The following is a 16,681-nucleotide window of genomic DNA, read 5'->3' on the forward strand; positions in this document are numbered from 1 at the left end:
CCCGACGCTGATGCGCCGAACGGCTGGGCTACAACAGCCCGCAGGCCGCGTCCGGGGACATCACCGCGGCGTTGAAGCGGGCCGCCAAGGCGGAAGGTCTGGCGGCGGAGCATCTGCTGCATCTGACACTGAGCCGCTTGGATCGGATGATGGCCGCCCTCTGTCCGAAGGTGCTGAAGGGTGAGGTGCAGGCGGCGGAAACCTGCCTGAAGATCATCAGGACGCATGCGCCGCTCACCGGCGTGTCCGAGCTGAACCGTCACGGTGCCCCGGACAACGACATGGCGTCCCTGCTCGGCACGATGCTGGCTCAGCTCCAGCACCGCTACCAGGTGCCGGACCCGGACATGGACGCCATCACGGCGGCCAACGTCCACACCGACGTCGTCGTCACCGGCGAGATCATCTACGACGACGCCGGAGGGGAAGCATGACCGGCGGCGCGCTGGGCCTGGCCGTCCGGCTGTCGCCCAAGCAGGAACGCAGCATCGCCGAGTCGAACGCGCGGCTGAACATCTGGCAGGGCGCCATCCGGTCGGGGAAGACGATCGCTTCGTTGCTGCGCTGGTTGGCGTTCGTCGCGAACGCGCCGCGCGGCGGCTCCCTCATCATCGTGGGCAAGACGGCGGACACGATCTCGCGAAACGTGTTCGACCCGCTGATGGATCCCGCCATCACTGGGCCACTCGCGGCACGCATCTCCTACACCCGCGGCGCCCCAACAGCGACCATCCTCGGGCGCAAGGTTGAGATCATCTCGTGCGCGGACGCCCGCGCCGAAACCCGGCTACGCGGCATGACCTGCGCGGGCGTGTACGTGGACGAGAGCACGCTTCTCGAGCGCCCGTTCTGGGACGTGGCACTTCCGCCTCGACGACAACCACGCCCCGGACCCCGCGTACGTCAAGGCATTGAAGAAGGAGTACACCGGCCTCTTGTATAAACGCTTCGTCTCGGGGCTGTGGGTCATGGCCGAGGGCGCCATCTTCGACATGTTCGACGAAGACCGGCACGTCGTCCACGAGCTGCCGCTGATGGAGAAGTGGCTCGCGACGGGGATCGACTACGGGACCGCGAACCCGTTCGATGCTGTCCTCGTCGGCGTCAGCACCCCGGACGAGACCGGGCAGCGGCGCATCTACGTCACCAACGAATGGCGGTGGAACTCCCGCGTCCAGCGCCGCCAGCTCACCGACGCCGAATACTCGCTGCGGCTGGCCGAGTGGCTGGACGGCATCCCCGACACATATGGCCCCGGCACGCACGGGGCCGGCCGGACTGGCTGATCGTGGACCCCAGCGCGGCCAGCTTCGTCACCCAGTTGCACCGCGACGGGTTCCGGTCCCAGCAGGGTGACAACTCGGTGCTGGAGGGCATCCGGACCGTGTCCAACCTGATCGCCGCTGACCACCTGCGCGTCCACGCCTCCTGCTGTGACCTCCTGGACGAGATCGTCGGCTACGCCTGGGACGACCGCAAGGCGGAGAAGGGCGAAGACGCCCCGCTCAAGGAACACGACCACAGCGTGGACGCGATGAGGTACGCGCTCCACACCACGCAGGCGGTGTGGATGCGGCTGCTTGAACCTGTGCCCGCCTACTAGACTGGTGGGTTTAGAACTCGACGTCCCCGAACAGCTTGTCCGGAGTGGCCCAGGTCGCCTGATTGCCAGTGTGCAGCTCGTCGAACGTGATCCCCTGGATGTCGAAGTGCCCCGTATAGCGGCCCTTGCTGTTGGGGGACCACGGTGCTCTGAACGTGATCTGGGTCTGAGTCACCCGCGCGTCCTCGATGTTCACGGTGTTGTTGCCGTGTCTGATGGTGCCGTCGATGAAGCCTCCCTTGTCCTGGTTGAACACGTTGACATCCAGTACGGTGCCGCCCTGTTGGATGATCCGCCAGGGTCCCCGGACGTCTTTCAGCAGCGTCATGGTGAGCCTCCTGTGTGGAAGAGGGCCGCAGCCTCCGTCTCCAGCCAGGATGCGCCGCACGTGGCATCAATGCCTGAGTACGCCCTACCCATATCCCGTGAGTCGTGGGCATCCCTGAGGCATCAGGGCCAACCCACGTCGTGTGGACGAATGCATGGCCTGATGAACTGCGCTCCGCACAGGCCCCCTAGAACGCGCGCCCCCGGAGATCCCGATTGTGGCGGTCGGACCATCCGGGGCGCGTGCCGGCTCCGTGCGCGTCGTCCCCGTACGCGCGCGTCGAGCCCCCGGTGCGGTCCCGGCCGCGCGCTGTTGAGGGGCAGCCGCGCAGGCCAGGCCGCACCGCAGGACCTCACCCCCCTGTGAATGGAGCATGACCGTGGTCGACTTCGTGTCCAACGTCTCCCTGGGCCGCACGGCCGAGTTTCACCACCGGGTCAAGGTCGGCGACCCGGCTGGGTCCGCGCTCCTCGTCGTCGCGCTGGCCACCGCGGGCCTGGAGTCCGACGCGGCGCTGCGGGACAAGGACAGCCTCGCGGACCTCGTGGCCGGTGCCACGAACGAGGTGCCGATCGAAAACGGATACGCGCGCAAGGCCCTGGTGGCCGGCGACCTGAACGTGGTGGCCCCGGACGACGTCAACGACCGGCTGGACCTCGACATCCCCGACCAGACGTGGACAAGTGTGCTGTCCGCGTCCGGAGGCTGGTCGAAGCTGGTCATCTGCTACCGCCCCGGTGAGACAGGCGCAGGCCCAGCTTCTGGATCAGGTGGCCAGGAGGGGTATCACCGGCTTCACCGACAGTAAGGGCCGCGTCTTGTCAGCCAGCGCGTACGCCGAGATGGCCACTCGGACGGCGATGGCGCAGGCCGCGACGGATGGCCACCTCGCCACCCTGGCCGAGAACGACATCGACCTCGTCATCGTCTCCCGGCCGCCGTACACGTGCGAGCGGTGCGCCCGCTGGGAAGGCAAGATCCTCTCCCAGACGGGGCCGATCGGCTGGCGGCAGGAAGAGACCGCCGTGTCCGACGACATGGTGAGCGTGTTCGTCGAAGGCACAGTGACACAGGCCCGCGCCGCCGGCCTGCTGCATCCCGCCTGCGGGCACACGCTCGGCGGCTACCTGCCGGGCGCCACCCGGCCGCTGCCGCCGATCCGGCATCGCGCCGGACCTGACGGCTACAAGGCGGCGCAGAAGTTGCGCCGCCTCGAATCGGAGCTGAGGAGCGCGAAGCGGCAGGCCGGGGTCGCGCTCGACGCTGAGCAGCGCAGGAAGGCGGCCGCCCGCGCTGACCGGCTCACCGGGCAGATCCGCGAGCACGCCAAGCAGTCCGGCATCCCGGCCCGCTCCGACCGGCAGGCGCAGGAGACGCTTCCGCGTGACCTGGACAAGCGCACGGATGAGGCCTTGGCCGCGCTGCTCGGCCGGTGGGCGAGCGACGAGGCCGCCGTGGCGAGGATCATCAGCGTGCTGGAGCGGCGCGACACCGAACGCGACCAGGCGCGCGAGAAGCGGGTGCGGGAGGCGGTCGCCAAGCTGCCGCCCGAGTTCGTCAACGCCTCCGACGACCAGGTGAGATGGAGCTGGTGCGGCGCTTCTCCAAAGAGGGTGACCCGGTCGCGCTGGAGCGGCTGCTGGCCGACCTGGACGCGCGCGAGCAGGACCCGACGTGGTCGTGGCAGGCCGACGACACCGCCGAAGACCGCGCTGTCACCGACCTTATCGACGACGGCGTGGACCCGATGGACGCCTACGCGCAGGTGTACGGCCTCGACCCCGAGGTGGCACGGGGTGAGGAGTCTCGGCAGACGGCCGAGCAGATGCGGCGCCCCGGGGAGACGCTGGACCAGGTGGCCAAGCGGCTGTACGACGAATGGCTGGAGACCCAGTTCCTGGCGGCTGAGCGGTACACGCGGGGCATCCTCACCAACCAAGCGGGCCGGGCGGCCGGGATCGACGGCCGCACCCTGCTGTCCGGCCGCAGGCGCGAGCCGACAAGTACGCCTCGGACGAGCTCAAGGCGTGGTGGGAGAACCACCCGCGCATGACGCTGATCGAATTCCGGGCGGACCTGCTCGGCCGCGCCTCCGACCGGAAGGCCGCTCAGCGAGCGAGGGAGCAGCGGAGGTGAGCCTGTCCGGCCTCGACCGGCGCGCGGCCATCACGACCGCGCGGTGGGCCGCGCTGCACGCGCGGCCGATCACCGAATGCCCGTACGACTCTGCGGGCGCGACCGCTCGTGAACGGGCGCTCGGCGTGCTGTGGCTGCGCATCTACCGCAGCTACTGTTGTCAAGAAAACTCTCGGCATCCCCGCATGGGCTTCATCCGGTCCGTCCTCCCGCAGCCGGTGCTCGACTTCCTCGGCATCCACTCCCCGTCCCGACTCTTCGCCAAGATCGGCCGCCAGGTCCCGGCCGGGCTCGCTCTCGGCATCACCGCCGCAGGCGGCCTCGTGCGTACCGCCGTCCAGCGCATGGCCGGAATCGTCGCCGGCGCGGCCATTCCCGACGTCCCCACGCCGGGCTTCGCACTCCCGTCCGGCGGCCTAGGGTCGCGGGTCGTGGTGCACCAGACGAACTACTACCCGCAGGCCGAACCCACCTCGGCCACCGTCAACCACGGGCTCCAGCTCGCGGGCGCATTGGGGGTGATCTGACCGTGCCACAGTACTACCTGGACGGCGTGCCGCTCGACCACCCCGGCCGACTGCTGGCGGCTCAATCGCGGAACTCAGCGCCGGCCGCTGCCGGGCGCGCGAGCGGTCCGCGTCGCCGTCCCCCGGCCGCGCCGGGAACTGCCCATCGTTGGCCTCGACCACGAACTCACCAGCTTCTCGCTGGTGCTCACCGTCACTGGAGCCACCCCGGCATGCGTCGACGGCGGCTTCGCCCAGCTCGAAGCCAACCTCGAAGCCCTCAGTGCCCTGCTCGCGTCCGGCACCGGCTCATGCGCCTCCGCTACCAGGCAGGCAGTATCGTCCGCGTCGCCGACGTCACCATCGTCGCCGCCAGCGAGCCCGACCTCCACGTCGATGCAGCCCGCGCCCGCCTCACCGCCGTCGTTGAAGTGCCCGGCGTCTACTGGCGCGACGAGACCACCACCACCTGGGCCGGTAACGCCGACACCGAAAACCAGCCGATCACCACTCTGGTCGGCTCCACCGCGCCCATCGTGGACTCGCTCATCCGGATCACCGGCCCCATCTCGTCGGCGACCGTGACCGACGTCGCCACCGGCGGCGTGCTCGGCCTGCTCACATCCGGCTCGACCACCATCGCGGCGGGGGAACGGTTACTGCTCGACGCTGCGGCGATGCGCGCCGCCCTGGTCACCACGGACACGTGGGACCTGGCCACGGGCACGGACAAGACCGGCGTCATCTCCGTGTTCGGGCCAGGCTCGGCGTCGCGGTGGCTGCACCTCACCCCAGCCGTCGCGGTAGGCGATCCGTTCTCCCGTGCGGTGCTCATCTCCTGCTCTGACTCCGGCGTCACTGTCGCCTCCAAGCTGGAGGTGCGAGCTCCCCGCGCGTTTCTGTAAAGAGGGCCTCTGGCGCAATGGGAGTGGCACGGTCTCCATGAACTGGGGTCTGTGACGGGGTACGTGTGGCGCAGTTCGTGATGAATGCAGAACTCTGGCGCTATCGCAGTGGCGTAATCTCCGTGAGAGAGGGTCTTTGGTGAATGGAATGTGGCGAAGTTCATCATGAATGCAGAATCTTTGGCGCTATCGCGGCGGCGTAATCCCCATGACAGAGGGTCTTTGACGAACGGAATGTGGCATGGTTCCCCATGAACGCAGGAGCTGTGGCGATGTCCGCTACAACAGGTCACCGTCGTTGCTACACTGCAAGCGAACCCTAGACAGCCAGTGACTCTTATCGCGGATGGCTGGGGAGATCACAAGGAAGACCCCGCCCTCGGCCAACAACCACGAGCGGGGCTCCCTACCCAACGGGCGGGCCTTCTAGCGATGTCAGCGCTAGTGAGGCCCGTTCCTATTCAGGAAGTCGAGCAGGACCATAAGGAGCTGGATCAGAACCAGCAGCCGATCGTTGTCCGGCCCGTATGAGCCCAGCACTCTACTTTCACCCCCTTCCACACCCAGGAGGGTGCAGCCGGTCGGCCACACCGCGAGGCACCCACCAGGACCAAGGTCGGCTGGGCGTCCCGCAGCGTGGCCGCGCGGAAGGAGCGAGCACAGTGCGCCGAGCTGCGAGCCGTAAGTCTAGCGCGACTAAAGCCTCCGCATGCAATTTCTACCCGGCTGTGCGGGCCCCGAGTATTGACGGAGCTTTGTTGAACCTCAATTCAGCAGAGTGCCTGTGTCTTGTCGTTGAACGTCACTTCAACTAGGTGCGCAGGCCAGGGAGTTGCAGGGCAAGTTCAGGGCAACCAACTCGCCTCAGAATAACGATCCAACCTTGAATCCTTGGGGGCGAGGGAGAGAACGACATGCCGTTCGACCTCCGCCTCGTCGCTACGCCCCCAACGGTACGCGGCTCGGAATCCTCCCGCACCCTCTGAACATCCAGGTCGCCTGACCCTTGAACGACATCGCCTCGCTCAAGTTCACCTACAGCCGCCACGTGGTCGGCGCACAGCACATCGCCCAGCCGTGCGAGATCGGCGTCCAATGGACAGCGGACGGGATCGTCTGGACCGAGAACGGCGACGGCCGCTTCATCCTGGCCCACCGCGAGGGCGATGCTGCGTCGTGCCGCCTCGTAGAACAGGTGCTTTGCCCGGTCCATCCGAGCGAGAATCGTCCGCCATTCATCCCATGCGTTGGGCTTGGAGCGGGCGTACACTTGGAGATCGATTACAGCATCCAACCACGCCAGGGCTGCATCCGCCGTTGTGTGGTCGCCGAAAACGAGAACCTTTTGCAAGGCTCTATTGCGTCCGAGTTCCGTCTCGGAGATGAGCGCCCAGCCAGTGTCCCAGTCAATGGGGAGGCTTCGTGAGCGAGGACGATCTGAAGCAGTGATACGGCATGTCAGGTCGAACGTCTCTTGGATGAGGCCGGCGAACTCCACGTAGGCATCCAGTCGGTGCTCGTCCCAGCGGATGGCTTGTTCCCTCTTCCATCGACGCTGATCAGCGAAGCTCGTGGTGGCAATGGTGCCGATCACTCCGATCACGACACCGACCAGAGGCAGGAGCTGTCCCATGTCCGGAGGGTGGCAGAACTCAGGGATGCGGGATATGGCCGATTCAGCATGGCCTCGTCCCATGACGACTTGGCCGCGAACCTGCCACCATCCGGAAGTGGATGCGGCGCTACGGCGCTCGCCGGCCGGCAGCCCCGGGCGGGAAGTTGTCCACGACGACGCGGCACTGGTGGTCATCGAGTGGTGCATCTGGGATGAACGGGAAGTCCCCGTCACGCTGGAGGTCCACGACGAACCCCGCGCTGCCTGCCGGGCCGATGCTGCGGGGTGACTACGTCGGGCTGGTTCTTCGGGGACGATCCGGGCGGATGCGCAGAGCGGCAGCGGGGTGCCTCGCGCTCATGTACGCGAACAGCGGGTCCTCCAGCCCGTTGCCTCTGTGAGCCGGGGGCTCGGTCGCGTACGGCGGCGGCGTCCAGGAGAGCGCCATGCACAGGGCGCCCGCCCCGCTGGCCGGTGGTCAGCGGGGCGGGCGCTCGTCGTCAGCGGTAGTACTCGCGGAAGAACGTGAAGTTGCGATATTCGCGGACTCGTCCGCTCCTGTAGATGTAGTCGTAGTTGCCGACGCCTGGGCGTGGTTGGACCTCGAAGGCCTCTTCGTCGGGGTGCTGGGGAACGTAGCAGCAGGCATTGGCAGGGGTCGCCGTGCTGACGGCTGCGGTGACAGTGAGGCCGGCGGTCGCGATGGCCAGGGATGCCAGTAGCCGCACCCAGCGGCGGGTGGGGCGGGGGACATCAGCTTGCATGTCTGCTCCTGTCATGGTCGGGATGCCGGAGATCTCCGGCCCGTTCTATTCGGAAACGGAGCATCCGCCGGATGTGCCGACGGCCATGGAATCGTCGCCGGACTCTTGACCGGGTTGTCGTAACGTGCCATGCAAGCGGGCTGCGACGTAGACCAGGCCCGCCTGATCATCCGGCCCTGGTCTACTCGACTTGTACCGGGTTGGTGGAGGACGTGAGGTTCAAGCCTCCCCGCCAAACCATGCGTCCACCTGGGTGGCGTGACGAGCAGGTGCCGCAGTCCAAGTGGGTCCGGTTGCGCGTTGACGTCTCACCCCGTGTGCGTGAGAGCCAGAGCAGGGCGTCCTGATCGACCTCATGGCCGACCAGCTCACCGTCGTCTGCAGATTCACCGCTCCTTGACCGTTGGCCATCTTCTGTACCAGCGACTCCGGCTCCGCAGCTCCGGCGGGCCAGGTCGGGCCAGCGATGGCGACAAGCTTGCCGACTGGCCACCACCAAGGTGCGTCGCCGGTTGCCGCTGTGCGTCTTTGGGCTCGGTACGAACATGGGGGATCCAGCGGGTCGGTTACGGCACCGCGGCGGTCCAGGGGCTGGACGCCGGTGCCGAGGCCGCGCGCTGCGCCGGACCTGTTGGCTGCTCGTCAGCAGCGACGACCTGTGGGCCGTGATCCGCGCGGCGGGGCCCTGCGCCTTGAGCCCACGGACAACCTGCGGCGCGTGCTCGCCTCGCCCGGCAGACCGACGGCCAGGCCGCCCCTTGACCGGTTTCTGGACGTCTCGCCGACGTCCCCACGCCGTCCGGCGCGGCTCCGCGGCGGATCGGTGTTCCGGCCCAGGCGGCACGGCTTCAGGTCATCGCTGTCGATCGGAAGCCGACGTAATCGAGCTGCGGCAGGGCTCGCGGCCAGGCAGCATGATGACATGACGGATCTTCGATGGGACGAGGTCAGGGACTTCTTCGATCCCGACTTCATGGGAGCGTTGCCGGACCTCTTCGTCCCGGACGCCACCGTCGAGGACTGGCAGACCGTCCTGGACCTGGTCAGAACGCGAGGATGGCAGTGGCAGTACTCGCAAGGGGACACGATCCTGCCGTTGCCCACCGCCGCCGAAGTGCTCGCGCGTTCACCCGATGCTGACACGGTGTCGCTGCGGGTCTGGCCCGCTCCGGGCGTGCTCGCGATCTTCCTGCTCATGTCCGACACCGAGATCGACTTCGATGTCGACCTTCGTGAACTGCAAGGGCAAGAAGGCGTTGACATACTTTGCGACTTCCTGCGGGCGATCGGGAGCGAACTCGGCAAGCCAGTGCTGATGACCCCGGAAGGCGGAAGCCTGGACCCGGTTCTCGGCTTCGATCCCGTCGTCGGCAAGGTCGTCCTGCTCGGGGATCCGGCACCCGATTGGTCGCGCCCGACTGGCCTGGCTTGACGGACGGATTCCAGATCAGCTGCGACTACCTGGCGGAGGAGGAGCTGTGCCGCGAGATGTCCTTCTGGCCTTGGGCCACCCCCTTGCGGTTCACGGCCCGTTTCGGGTGAGTGTGACGGTGACTTGGCCCATACCGTACGGCGGTTGTCACGGTCTCGGCGTCGGAGGCGGTGGTGCGTCCGCTTCGGGTGACGCCGGGCAGGGGTGCGGCCGGCCTCGATGCGGAGCGGCTGCGGCACCGCGACCGGCGCTGCGGTGGTGTGGCGTGCAACCGCATCGCCTGGTGGGCACCGCGCCATGGCGGATCGCGCCCCTGCGAGGACGCACGTCGGGACTCAGGCGGCGGCGCTCGTGACGTCGGCGAGCTTGCCGGCGAGTACGCGAGCACGGTGGTGGGCCCCGGCCATGGACGCCTCGTGCATCGGAAGCAGCGCGGCCAGCGCCGTCTCGTGGGGAGCCATGGTCAGCTCGGGGATCACGGTGGTGACGTCCAGGCCGAACATGTCCTCGTGGCCGAGCAGCGCCTCGAGGACGGGGACGACGTAGTCCAGGCCGTACCTGGGAGCACCGGGGCCGTAGCTGCCGCCCCGAGCCGAGATCACCACGGCGGGACGCCCGGCGACCTGCGACGGGCTTCCGCGCTTGACCGTGCGGCCGAAGACGATGATCTGGTCGAGCCATGCCTTGAACACCGACGGCATCGTCAGGTTGTACATCGGCACCGTGAAGAGATAGGCGCCGGCGCCGAGGAACTCTTCGATCAGGGTGTCCTGTATCGCCGCTGCGGCAGCCTGCTCGTCGGTGTGCTGGGCGGGGTCGGTGGCGCGTGCGGTGATGCCGGCCGCGCTGATGTGCGGCACGGGTGCGGCGGCGAGATCGCGGTGAACGACCTCGCCGTGCCAGCCGTCGAGGAAGGACTGGGCGACCTGGCGGGAGATCGAGGCCTCGCCGAGCGAGGAGGAGTCGATGTGAAGCAGGTAAGACATGGGTGGGTTCCTTTCGGAGTGGTTTGAGAGAGCGCGCTTCCGGTGATCCGAGAGCGAGCCGTGGTCGTGGATCGGTGGTGTGTTGCCGTTGGTGGGCGTTACATACTGGTAGTGCGGTTACACCCGGATGAGAGGTATTTGAGATGGCGTCAGCGCGACAGATCGCCGGTCCGTGCCAGGCATGGCCGGAGGACAGCGCCTTCATCCGTGAGGTGCTCGACCGCATCGGCGACAAGTGGACGGTGCTGGCCGTCAGCACCCTGAACGCCGGCCCGCTGCGCTACTCCGACCTGCACGCGAGCATCCCAGGGATCTCTCAGCGGATGCTGACCCAGACGCTCAAGCATCTCGAGCGCGACGGCCTGATCACCCGGACCGCGTACGCCGAGGTCCCGCCGCGAGTGGAGTACGAGCTGACGGACCTGGGCCGGTCACTGCTGGGCGCGGTGACGGCGATGGCCGGTTGGGCCGCCGCCCACCACGGGGAGATCGCCGGCAACCGGGCCGCCAGCGAGCTGACAGGAGTTGGCCGAGGCAAGGTCGCGGGCAACGCGTCGGCGGGCTGAGGTGCCGGCGGGCTGAGGCGTCGGTGGCGCTCATCGCTCCGTAGTGACGGGCACATCGGGCATACCGCTCGCTGCCTCGTCGGTGGTGCCTGTGTGGCACACCCCGGTATCGGGCTCACACCACCCATCGCTGGGGGCCGTCACGATCTGAAGGCCGTCCCTCGCCTCGCTCATGACGCAAGCTCACTCGGTACCGTCCCGGCCACCTGCTCCAGCAATTGGCCATAGACGTGGACCTTCAGGGCGCCCGGGGCGGCCACCCGGCGGTCGAGGACGACGAATGGGACGCCGGTGGCGCCCAGTTCCAGGCCCTCGGCCCGGTCGGCGCGTACGCGGTCGGCGTACTCGTCACCTGCGAGGATCTCGCGGACTCGCCGTTCGTCCAATCCGACCGACAGTGCGACGCCTGCCAGCGCGTCGGAGTCGTAGGGGTTGAGTGTGCCTGCGAAGTAGCCGTCCTGGACGTCGGAGAAGAACTCGAACCCGCGGCCCTGGTCGCCTGCGTACTGCACCACGCGGTGCAGGTCGAAGGTGTTGGCGCCGAACCGGTCCAGAGAGAACTCGAGCCCCTCGCCGCGTGCGATCGTCTGCATCTGGCGCTCGGCCTGGAGGGCGTGGGCGGCAGTACCGCCGTAGGCCCGGATGAAGGCCTTCTCGATCGTCTCCGGCTGCTGCGGCGCGTTCGGGTTCAGCTGGAAGGAGCGCATCCTGATGCCGAACCTGTCCGCGTCCGGACGTTGCGCGATCGCGGCCCGGAGCCGGTGCTGGCCGACGTAGCACCACGGGCAGCCCAGGTCGGACCACACCTCGATGACGACCTGCGGCCCGTCGGGTTGTGTTGCGCGTTCAGTCATCTTCCTCACCTCACTAGTAGTGCGTAACACCATCATGAGTGAGTAAGACAAGGCCTACAAAAGGCACTTTCAAGTGCGTGGCATTGCCCGGCAGGCACTACCGCGAAGAGGCTGTGCCTGGGCCCGAAGGTGCAGGCCGCCTGAGACTCACTCCTCCTCTGGTGAGGGGGCCATGTTCGCGAACGTCGCTCAAGTCCTGGTAGGCCCACTGTTGCTGGACATGCAAGAGGCCGCCCTCCGAATTTCGGGGGCGGCCGTTTGCATGCCTACTATCGTTCCGAGTTCCCGGCCGTGGCCGTCAGCATGGATCGAGGTAGTAGATCGGGCGCCAATCGACGCCATGTATCGCACCGTCGGCTGGAATTTCTCGTTTGGTGACCCGGGAGATGTCCTTCAGCCGGGCGACTGCCTCGTCGGTCTGGCGATTGCGGACGGCGCCCGCGTCAATGAAGTTTCTGAGGGAACGTTCTCCGCAGTAATAGAGATGGTAGACAGTGTGCAGACCATCTCCCTGGCCGGCGGCGACGCACAGGTATCCGGCCCTACAGAAGGTCAGCCAGTAGTTCCGCGCCGTCCCGGACAGGTTTCGGTACACCCTTTCTCGGGTGCTGTCGAACGGAGTTAATGTCGGGGTCCAGGCCATCGCGCCGACCGCCGGCTCGTCCGTACCTTTCCTGCCTGCCGTGGCCTGTGCCGAGGTGCTGACCGCGAACATCGAGAACAGGATGACGACGACGGCAGCCGCCCTCGCCGGCGATCTGAGGTGCTTCATCGTGCTCCTTCCAATGGTTCCGGGAAATTCATAACTCCTGATCAGCTGCGTTCTCTGGCAGTGCTTCTGTCACGAGGGGCTCGCTTTTCATCTGCGCCAGGCGGTGCATGTGCCGTCGTTGGCGCAGTAGCGGTAGCGAAGGCTCCAGAAGGCGGTGCTGCCCGCCCTCACGATGCTGACCTTCCCGTAGGGAACCGCGGTTCCGCCTAAGGGGCCGCATCGGCTCGGGGTGCAGAACTCCGCGACGATCCAGTACCGTGTCCCCGTTCCGGAGGTGCAATAGCCGGTGACGACGTGGCCATCACTGGATCCGATGGCGATGTCGCAGTTGACGGGGGCTGCCGCAGCAGCGTGCGCAGTGGGGATCGTGCTCCCGACGAGCGCTGCGGCCATGGACAAGCCTGCTATTGTCCTCGAAATCATGATCTACCTTTCTGGGTACTCGAGAATGGCCCTATCTGCTGTTTCCTGGCATGCCTTATTCTCGCCAGAAAATAAGGAAAAGCCCGCGAAATTTTCTTTCAGGATCAGCCTTGAACTTAACGTCGGGGCCTGTGCCGACCCAGGACATAGGCCGGACATCTGCCGGACATTCGACGATCCCGCCACATCGGCCGACGGCCGAGTGGGCGCACCCAAGTTCAGTGATGGCTCATTACGGGATGCCGCGCAGTGTCTCTCCCGATCGCGTCGCGGCCGTGCTCGCCCGGCTTCTGACACGTCCAGAACGGAAGCGTGATCATGCTTTGGACATCCGCATCTGCTGCATTTGGTGATCGGCTGTATCGGGCGGAGGATGCCGCCCTGTGGCCGAAGGTGCTCCCGGGCGAGGTGCAGGCGGCGGCAGCACGTGCCTGAAGATCATCAAAAGCGGCTGCCTACCATGGAGCTGGTCAGGGAGCCATTGCTGACACAATGGAATCGACTGCGCTCGAAGGTCGAGTCCATGAGCCGGGCGGAGGGGCATGCGCATCGGAGAACTGGCCGCTGAAACCGGGATGAGCCGCGACACCATCCGGTTCTACGAGAAGGTCGGCCTGGTCGAAGGGCGGCGGCTGGACAACGGCTACCGCGACTTCCCGGCCGAGACGGTGGCCTGGCTGCACTACGTCAAAACCGCGCAGGCGCTCGGCTTCTCGCTGAACGAGATCGCCAGGCACGGCGAGGAACTGCGCGACGCGCCGGACCAGGCGGTGGCGCTGTCGGCGCTGCTGGCGGACAAGATCCAGATCATCGACGCGCGCATGGCCGAACTGGCCGCCCTGCGGGCCGAGCTCGCCGCGCGGGTCGACACCGGCTGCCCGCTGCGTCCGCAACCGGCGTCCTAGCGCCCCTCTTCGGGAGAGCCAGGAGAGCCGGGGGCGAACCGTACGGTGATGGACAGGCCACCTTCCGGGCGCGCCCGGGCGGTGAGGTCGGCGTCGTGGGCCTGCGCGACCGCCTGGACGATGGCGAGCCCGACACCATGGCCGCCGTCGCCGTAGCCGCCGCCGTGGCGATCGGCCGTCAGTTTCTGGAACGGCTGGAACAGGCGCTGGACCTGGTCACCGGGGATCACCGGACCGCTGTTGGCGACCGTGATGGCCGCCTGCGCGTCGGTGGTGACCGTGACGTGCCCGTCCGGGTGGTTGTGGCGGATGGCGTTGTCGATGAGGTTCGCGACGAGGCTCTCGACCAGTCGCGGGTCCCCGGACGTCGGCGCGGGCGCGAGGTGTTCGGCGAGGTCGAGGCCCTTGCGCACGGCCTGGTCGCGGCGAGACGCGAGCACCTCTCCGGCGATGTCGGCGAGGTCGAGCGCGTCCCAGCGGGTGACGCCGCGCTCGCTGGTGGCGAGCGTGAGCAGCGCCTCGACCAGCCGCTCCTGGTACGCGCCGACGGCCAGGGCCTCCTGGCAGGCCGCGCGCAGCGTGCCGGTGTCGGCGTCGGGGTCGGCGAGTGCCACTTCGAGCAGGGTACGCACGCCGGCCAGCGGAGTGCGCAGTTCGTGTGAGGCGTTGGCGACGAAGTGACGCTGGGCGTCGAAGGCGGTCTGGAGGCGGGCGAACAGGTCGTCCAGGGTGTGGCCGAGTTCGCTCAGCTCGTCCGTGGGCTCGCCCAGGTCGAGGCGCCGGTGCAGGGTGCCGGCCGAGATGATCTCGGCGGTCGAGGTGATCGCACGCAGCGGCCGCAGGAACCGTCCGGCGACCAGCCAGCCGAGCGCCAGCGCGACGGGGATCAGCAGCACCAGGGCCACACCGGAGCCCACGAGAAGCCGGGGCAGGGCGATCCCGGGCCCGTCGCCGGTGGTGGCCGGCGAAGGGGAGGCGCCGATGGGCGTGCTCGCGTCGACGCTGGCCAGCGCGACGGCGACGAAGACGAGCACCAGCACGCCGGCGGTGTAGATGCCGGCCGCGTAGGCGAGCGCGAGCCGCGTCTGCAGGGATCTCCGGGCCGGTCGCCGGAGGGGCGCGGTGCGCTGACGCGGTCGCGGGGAGGCCATGGTGAGTTGAGACGGTCGATGGGAGGTCATGCGGATCCGATGCGGTAGCCGCCCTCGCGGACGGTCTCGATCACCGGCGGGTCGCCGAGCTTGGCCCGCAGCCGGTGCACGGTGTGCTTGACGGCGCTGCTGAACGGGTCGGCGGCCTCGTCCCAGACGCGTTCGAGCAGGTCTTCCGCGGAGAGGACCAGGCCGGGCACCGCGAGCAGGCATTCGAGCAGGGCGAACTCCTTGGGGCTCAGCTCGAGCCGCCGCCCGGCGCGGAACGCGACGCGGCGGGCCGGATCGAGGACGAGGTCACCGTAGGCCAGTGTGGGCGGCAGCGGCGGGGCGGTGCGGCGGGCCAGCGCGCGGACGCGGGCCACCAGTTCGGCGAACGCGAACGGCTTGGGCAGGTAGTCGTCGGCGCCGAGAGCGAGGCCGTCGACGCGGTCCTCGATCGTGCCGGAGGCGGTGAGCATCAGCACCCGGGTCTCGCAGCGGTCGTGGGCCAGACGCCGGCAGATCTCGTCCCCGTGCACGCCGGGCAGGTCGCGGTCGAGTATCACCACGTCGTAGCGGGTGACGGCGAGGCGGTCGAGCGCGGCGGTCCCGTCCAGGACGACGTCGACGGCCATGCCCTCGCGGCGCAGCCCGGCGCCGATGGAGCGGGCCAGGACCTCGAAGTCCTCGACGACGAGGACCCTCACCGCCACCCGCCGGCGGTGATCGTACGGGGGCGGGGTGGGGCGGTCATGCGTCCACGATGCCAGACGCCGGGTTCCAACCAGGTCGCAGCGGCCGCGACCGGACCGCGACCGGACGTCGCGTACAACCGTCGGCATGAGTCGAACCAAGCCGCACCGGCCCGACCAGGACGGCTTCCCCCAGGACCTGCACGCGGAGTGGACCAGGTTCCGCACCGCGCCCGGCCCGCTGCTCGCCATGGCGGCCGCGGTGCTGATCACCGTGTCGCTTGGGCTGCTGATCGCCGCGGGCACCCGCAGCACCTGCATCACCTGGAAGGGTGAGGGCCCCTGTCCCGCGCCCCTGACGGGACCAGACGGGACGGCGGTGAGCGACAAGTACTACTTCGTGCACCAGCCGCTCAAGGGGAACGGCGGCATCACCGCCCGCGTGTCGGACCTGACCGGGCAGATGCGGCAGCCGGACGTCGTCCCCGGGGTGCGCAACGTCGAGCGAGGGGTGGTGCCGTGGGCGAAGGCCGGACTCCTCGTCCGGCCGAGCCTCAAGCCCGGGACGCCGTACGCGGCCGTCATGCTCACCGGCGGCCACGGGGTGCGGATGCAGCACAACTACATCCACGACGTGGCCGGCCGCCCCGGCGGCGGCCCGCGATGGCTGCGGCTGACCCGCTCGGGCGACCGCATCACCGGCTACGAGTCGGGCGACGGCCGGACGTGGACCGAGATCGGCACGGTGGAGCTGGCCGGGCTGCCGGAAACGGTCGAGATGGGGCTGTTCGCCACCTCGCCAGGCGCGCTGTGGACGATGGCGCAAGCCTTCGCCCAGGCCACGGCCACGTTCGACGAGATCACGCGGGAGGGTGTGGGCGGGCCTTGGCGGTATGACGACGTCGGGGTCGGCTTGAAGCCCGACGGAAGGACGCCGCACCATCCGGGCGGGGCGGTGGTGGCCGGTGACAAGATCATCGTTACCGGCAGCGGTGACATCGGGCCCGCCACGATGGACGGCGGGCTGCGGGCCGACCTCCTGCTGATCGGCGGGGCGGTGG

Annotated in this window: 19 protein-coding genes and 2 pseudogenes; 13 read left to right on the top strand and 8 right to left on the bottom strand. The window is 68.3% G+C overall.

Going from position 1 to position 16,681, the window contains the following annotated elements:
* Nucleotides 1–71 precede the first annotated feature (71 nt).
* From HII36_RS22005 to HII36_RS55785, 4 genes are read left to right on the top strand one after another with little or no spacing between them, the layout of a single operon-like run.
* Nucleotides 72–434: a hypothetical protein gene (locus tag HII36_RS22005; RefSeq protein ID WP_173525124.1), complete on the top strand. Its 363-nt coding sequence runs from the start codon at nt 72–74 to the stop codon at nt 432–434.
* Nucleotides 431–943, top strand: coding sequence for a hypothetical protein (locus HII36_RS55775; RefSeq protein ID WP_217369804.1), 513 nt, complete (start codon nt 431–433; stop codon nt 941–943). Before HII36_RS22005 ends, HII36_RS55775 begins: the two co-directional genes overlap by 4 nt.
* A complete protein-coding gene (locus HII36_RS55780; RefSeq protein WP_217369805.1) occupies nt 936–1,286 on the top strand; it encodes a hypothetical protein in 351 nt (116 codons plus the stop codon). The genes HII36_RS55775 and HII36_RS55780 overlap by 8 nt, the downstream gene beginning before the upstream one ends.
* Nucleotides 1,287–1,288: 2 nt before the next feature.
* Complete coding sequence (locus HII36_RS55785; RefSeq protein WP_217369806.1) at nt 1,289–1,603, top strand: phage terminase large subunit family protein; 315 nt, start codon at nt 1,289–1,291, stop codon at nt 1,601–1,603.
* A 10-nt stretch (nt 1,604–1,613) separates the two neighbouring features.
* Here the strand turns inward: HII36_RS55785 and HII36_RS22015 are convergent, their stop codons facing one another.
* On the bottom strand, nt 1,614–1,931 hold the full coding sequence (locus HII36_RS22015; RefSeq protein WP_173525125.1) for a hypothetical protein: 318 nt from the start codon (nt 1,929–1,931) through the stop codon (nt 1,614–1,616).
* 373 nt (nt 1,932–2,304) lie between these two features.
* Between HII36_RS22015 and HII36_RS22020 the strand changes: the two genes are divergently transcribed.
* The 5 genes and pseudogenes from HII36_RS22020 (at nt 2,305) to HII36_RS22030 (ending at nt 5,478) form a co-directional block, all read left to right on the top strand.
* Nucleotides 2,305–2,739, top strand: a complete 435-nt coding sequence (locus HII36_RS22020) for a hypothetical protein (RefSeq protein ID WP_173525126.1) — start codon at nt 2,305–2,307, stop codon at nt 2,737–2,739.
* Nucleotides 2,702–3,196: pseudogene (locus tag HII36_RS59235) on the top strand (phage minor capsid protein); the annotation flags it as partial. The gene HII36_RS22020 and the pseudogene HII36_RS59235, both read left to right, overlap by 38 nt.
* Nucleotides 3,197–3,513: 317 nt before the next feature.
* The gene (locus HII36_RS56765; RefSeq protein ID WP_236003740.1) at nt 3,514–3,984 is read left to right on the top strand and encodes a hypothetical protein; all 471 of its coding nucleotides are present in this window, start codon (nt 3,514–3,516) and stop codon (nt 3,982–3,984) included.
* A gap of 79 nt (nt 3,985–4,063) precedes the next feature.
* Nucleotides 4,064–4,594, top strand: coding sequence for a hypothetical protein (locus HII36_RS56770; protein ID WP_236003741.1), 531 nt, complete (start codon nt 4,064–4,066; stop codon nt 4,592–4,594).
* A 290-nt stretch (nt 4,595–4,884) separates the two neighbouring features.
* Nucleotides 4,885–5,478, top strand: coding sequence for a hypothetical protein (locus HII36_RS22030; RefSeq protein ID WP_173525128.1), 594 nt, complete (start codon nt 4,885–4,887; stop codon nt 5,476–5,478).
* An 811-nt stretch (nt 5,479–6,289) separates the two neighbouring features.
* On the opposite strand, the gene HII36_RS22035 is transcribed toward HII36_RS22030, so the two are convergent.
* Together HII36_RS22035 and HII36_RS22040 are read right to left on the bottom strand one after the other, a co-directional pair.
* Nucleotides 6,290–7,111, bottom strand: a complete 822-nt coding sequence (locus HII36_RS22035; RefSeq protein WP_173525129.1) for a hypothetical protein — start codon at nt 7,109–7,111, stop codon at nt 6,290–6,292.
* 482 nt (nt 7,112–7,593) lie between these two features.
* Nucleotides 7,594–7,857, bottom strand: a complete 264-nt coding sequence (locus tag HII36_RS22040) for a hypothetical protein (protein ID WP_173525130.1) — start codon at nt 7,855–7,857, stop codon at nt 7,594–7,596.
* Nucleotides 7,858–8,779: 922 nt separating this feature from the next.
* Between HII36_RS22040 and HII36_RS22045 the strand changes: the two genes are divergently transcribed.
* Nucleotides 8,780–9,289, top strand: a complete 510-nt coding sequence (locus tag HII36_RS22045; protein WP_173525131.1) for a hypothetical protein — start codon at nt 8,780–8,782, stop codon at nt 9,287–9,289.
* Nucleotides 9,290–9,624: 335 nt separating this feature from the next.
* Here HII36_RS22045 and HII36_RS22050 read toward each other — a convergent pair whose 3' ends face one another.
* Complete coding sequence (locus HII36_RS22050) at nt 9,625–10,275, bottom strand: FMN-dependent NADH-azoreductase (RefSeq protein ID WP_173525132.1); 651 nt, start codon at nt 10,273–10,275, stop codon at nt 9,625–9,627.
* Nucleotides 10,276–10,418: 143 nt separating this feature from the next.
* On the opposite strand from HII36_RS22050, the gene HII36_RS22055 reads away from it, so the two are divergent.
* Nucleotides 10,419–10,841 (top strand): winged helix-turn-helix transcriptional regulator, encoded by a 423-nt coding sequence (locus tag HII36_RS22055; RefSeq protein WP_173525133.1) that lies wholly within the window; start codon nt 10,419–10,421, stop codon nt 10,839–10,841.
* Nucleotides 10,842–11,011: 170 nt separating this feature from the next.
* On the opposite strand, the gene HII36_RS22060 is transcribed toward HII36_RS22055, so the two are convergent.
* Together HII36_RS22060 and HII36_RS22065 are read right to left on the bottom strand one after the other, a co-directional pair.
* Nucleotides 11,012–11,695: a DsbA family oxidoreductase gene (locus HII36_RS22060; protein WP_173525134.1), complete on the bottom strand. Its 684-nt coding sequence runs from the start codon at nt 11,693–11,695 to the stop codon at nt 11,012–11,014.
* Nucleotides 11,696–11,993: 298 nt separating this feature from the next.
* Nucleotides 11,994–12,467, bottom strand: coding sequence for a hypothetical protein (locus HII36_RS22065; RefSeq protein WP_173525135.1), 474 nt, complete (start codon nt 12,465–12,467; stop codon nt 11,994–11,996).
* A 965-nt stretch (nt 12,468–13,432) separates the two neighbouring features.
* On the opposite strand from HII36_RS22065, the gene HII36_RS22070 reads away from it, so the two are divergent.
* Nucleotides 13,433–13,795, top strand: coding sequence for a MerR family transcriptional regulator (locus HII36_RS22070; protein WP_173525136.1), 363 nt, complete (start codon nt 13,433–13,435; stop codon nt 13,793–13,795).
* Here the strand turns inward: HII36_RS22070 and HII36_RS22075 are convergent.
* Complete coding sequence (locus HII36_RS22075; RefSeq protein WP_173525137.1) at nt 13,792–14,946, bottom strand: sensor histidine kinase; 1,155 nt, start codon at nt 14,944–14,946, stop codon at nt 13,792–13,794. The two genes, HII36_RS22070 and HII36_RS22075, sit on opposite strands and share 4 nt — an antisense overlap.
* A 26-nt stretch (nt 14,947–14,972) precedes the next feature.
* Nucleotides 14,973–15,635 (bottom strand): response regulator transcription factor, encoded by a 663-nt coding sequence (locus HII36_RS22080; RefSeq protein ID WP_173525138.1) that lies wholly within the window; start codon nt 15,633–15,635, stop codon nt 14,973–14,975.
* Nucleotides 15,636–15,768: 133 nt separating this feature from the next.
* Between HII36_RS22080 and HII36_RS22085 the strand changes: the two are divergent.
* A pseudogene (locus HII36_RS22085) lies at nt 15,769–16,681 on the top strand (hypothetical protein); the annotation flags it as partial.

The sequence above is a fragment of the Nonomuraea antri genome, from assembly GCF_013283785.1.
Classification (GTDB): domain Bacteria; phylum Actinomycetota; class Actinomycetes; order Streptosporangiales; family Streptosporangiaceae; genus Nonomuraea; species Nonomuraea antri.

Excerpts from the sequence above, each read along its gene's own strand:
- HII36_RS55775 (WP_217369804.1), top strand. The coding sequence starts at position 431 with ATGACCGGCGGCGCGCTGGGCCTGGCCGTCCGGCTGTCGCCCAAGCAG.
- HII36_RS22015 (WP_173525125.1), bottom strand. The coding sequence starts at position 1,931 with ATGACGCTGCTGAAAGACGTCCGGGGACCCTGGCGGATCATCCAACAG.
- HII36_RS22020 (WP_173525126.1), top strand. The coding sequence starts at position 2,305 with ATGACCGTGGTCGACTTCGTGTCCAACGTCTCCCTGGGCCGCACGGCC.
- HII36_RS56765 (WP_236003740.1), top strand. The coding sequence starts at position 3,514 with ATGGAGCTGGTGCGGCGCTTCTCCAAAGAGGGTGACCCGGTCGCGCTG.
- HII36_RS22030 (WP_173525128.1), top strand. The coding sequence starts at position 4,885 with ATGCGCCTCCGCTACCAGGCAGGCAGTATCGTCCGCGTCGCCGACGTC.
- HII36_RS22035 (WP_173525129.1), bottom strand. The coding sequence starts at position 7,111 with ATGGGACAGCTCCTGCCTCTGGTCGGTGTCGTGATCGGAGTGATCGGC.
- HII36_RS22040 (WP_173525130.1), bottom strand. The coding sequence starts at position 7,857 with ATGCAAGCTGATGTCCCCCGCCCCACCCGCCGCTGGGTGCGGCTACTG.
- HII36_RS22045 (WP_173525131.1), top strand. The coding sequence starts at position 8,780 with ATGACGGATCTTCGATGGGACGAGGTCAGGGACTTCTTCGATCCCGAC.
- HII36_RS22050 (WP_173525132.1), bottom strand. The coding sequence starts at position 10,275 with ATGTCTTACCTGCTTCACATCGACTCCTCCTCGCTCGGCGAGGCCTCG.
- HII36_RS22055 (WP_173525133.1), top strand. The coding sequence starts at position 10,419 with ATGGCGTCAGCGCGACAGATCGCCGGTCCGTGCCAGGCATGGCCGGAG.
- HII36_RS22060 (WP_173525134.1), bottom strand. The coding sequence starts at position 11,695 with ATGACTGAACGCGCAACACAACCCGACGGGCCGCAGGTCGTCATCGAG.
- HII36_RS22065 (WP_173525135.1), bottom strand. The coding sequence starts at position 12,467 with ATGAAGCACCTCAGATCGCCGGCGAGGGCGGCTGCCGTCGTCGTCATC.
- HII36_RS22070 (WP_173525136.1), top strand. The coding sequence starts at position 13,433 with ATGCGCATCGGAGAACTGGCCGCTGAAACCGGGATGAGCCGCGACACC.
- HII36_RS22075 (WP_173525137.1), bottom strand. The coding sequence starts at position 14,946 with ATGGCCTCCCCGCGACCGCGTCAGCGCACCGCGCCCCTCCGGCGACCG.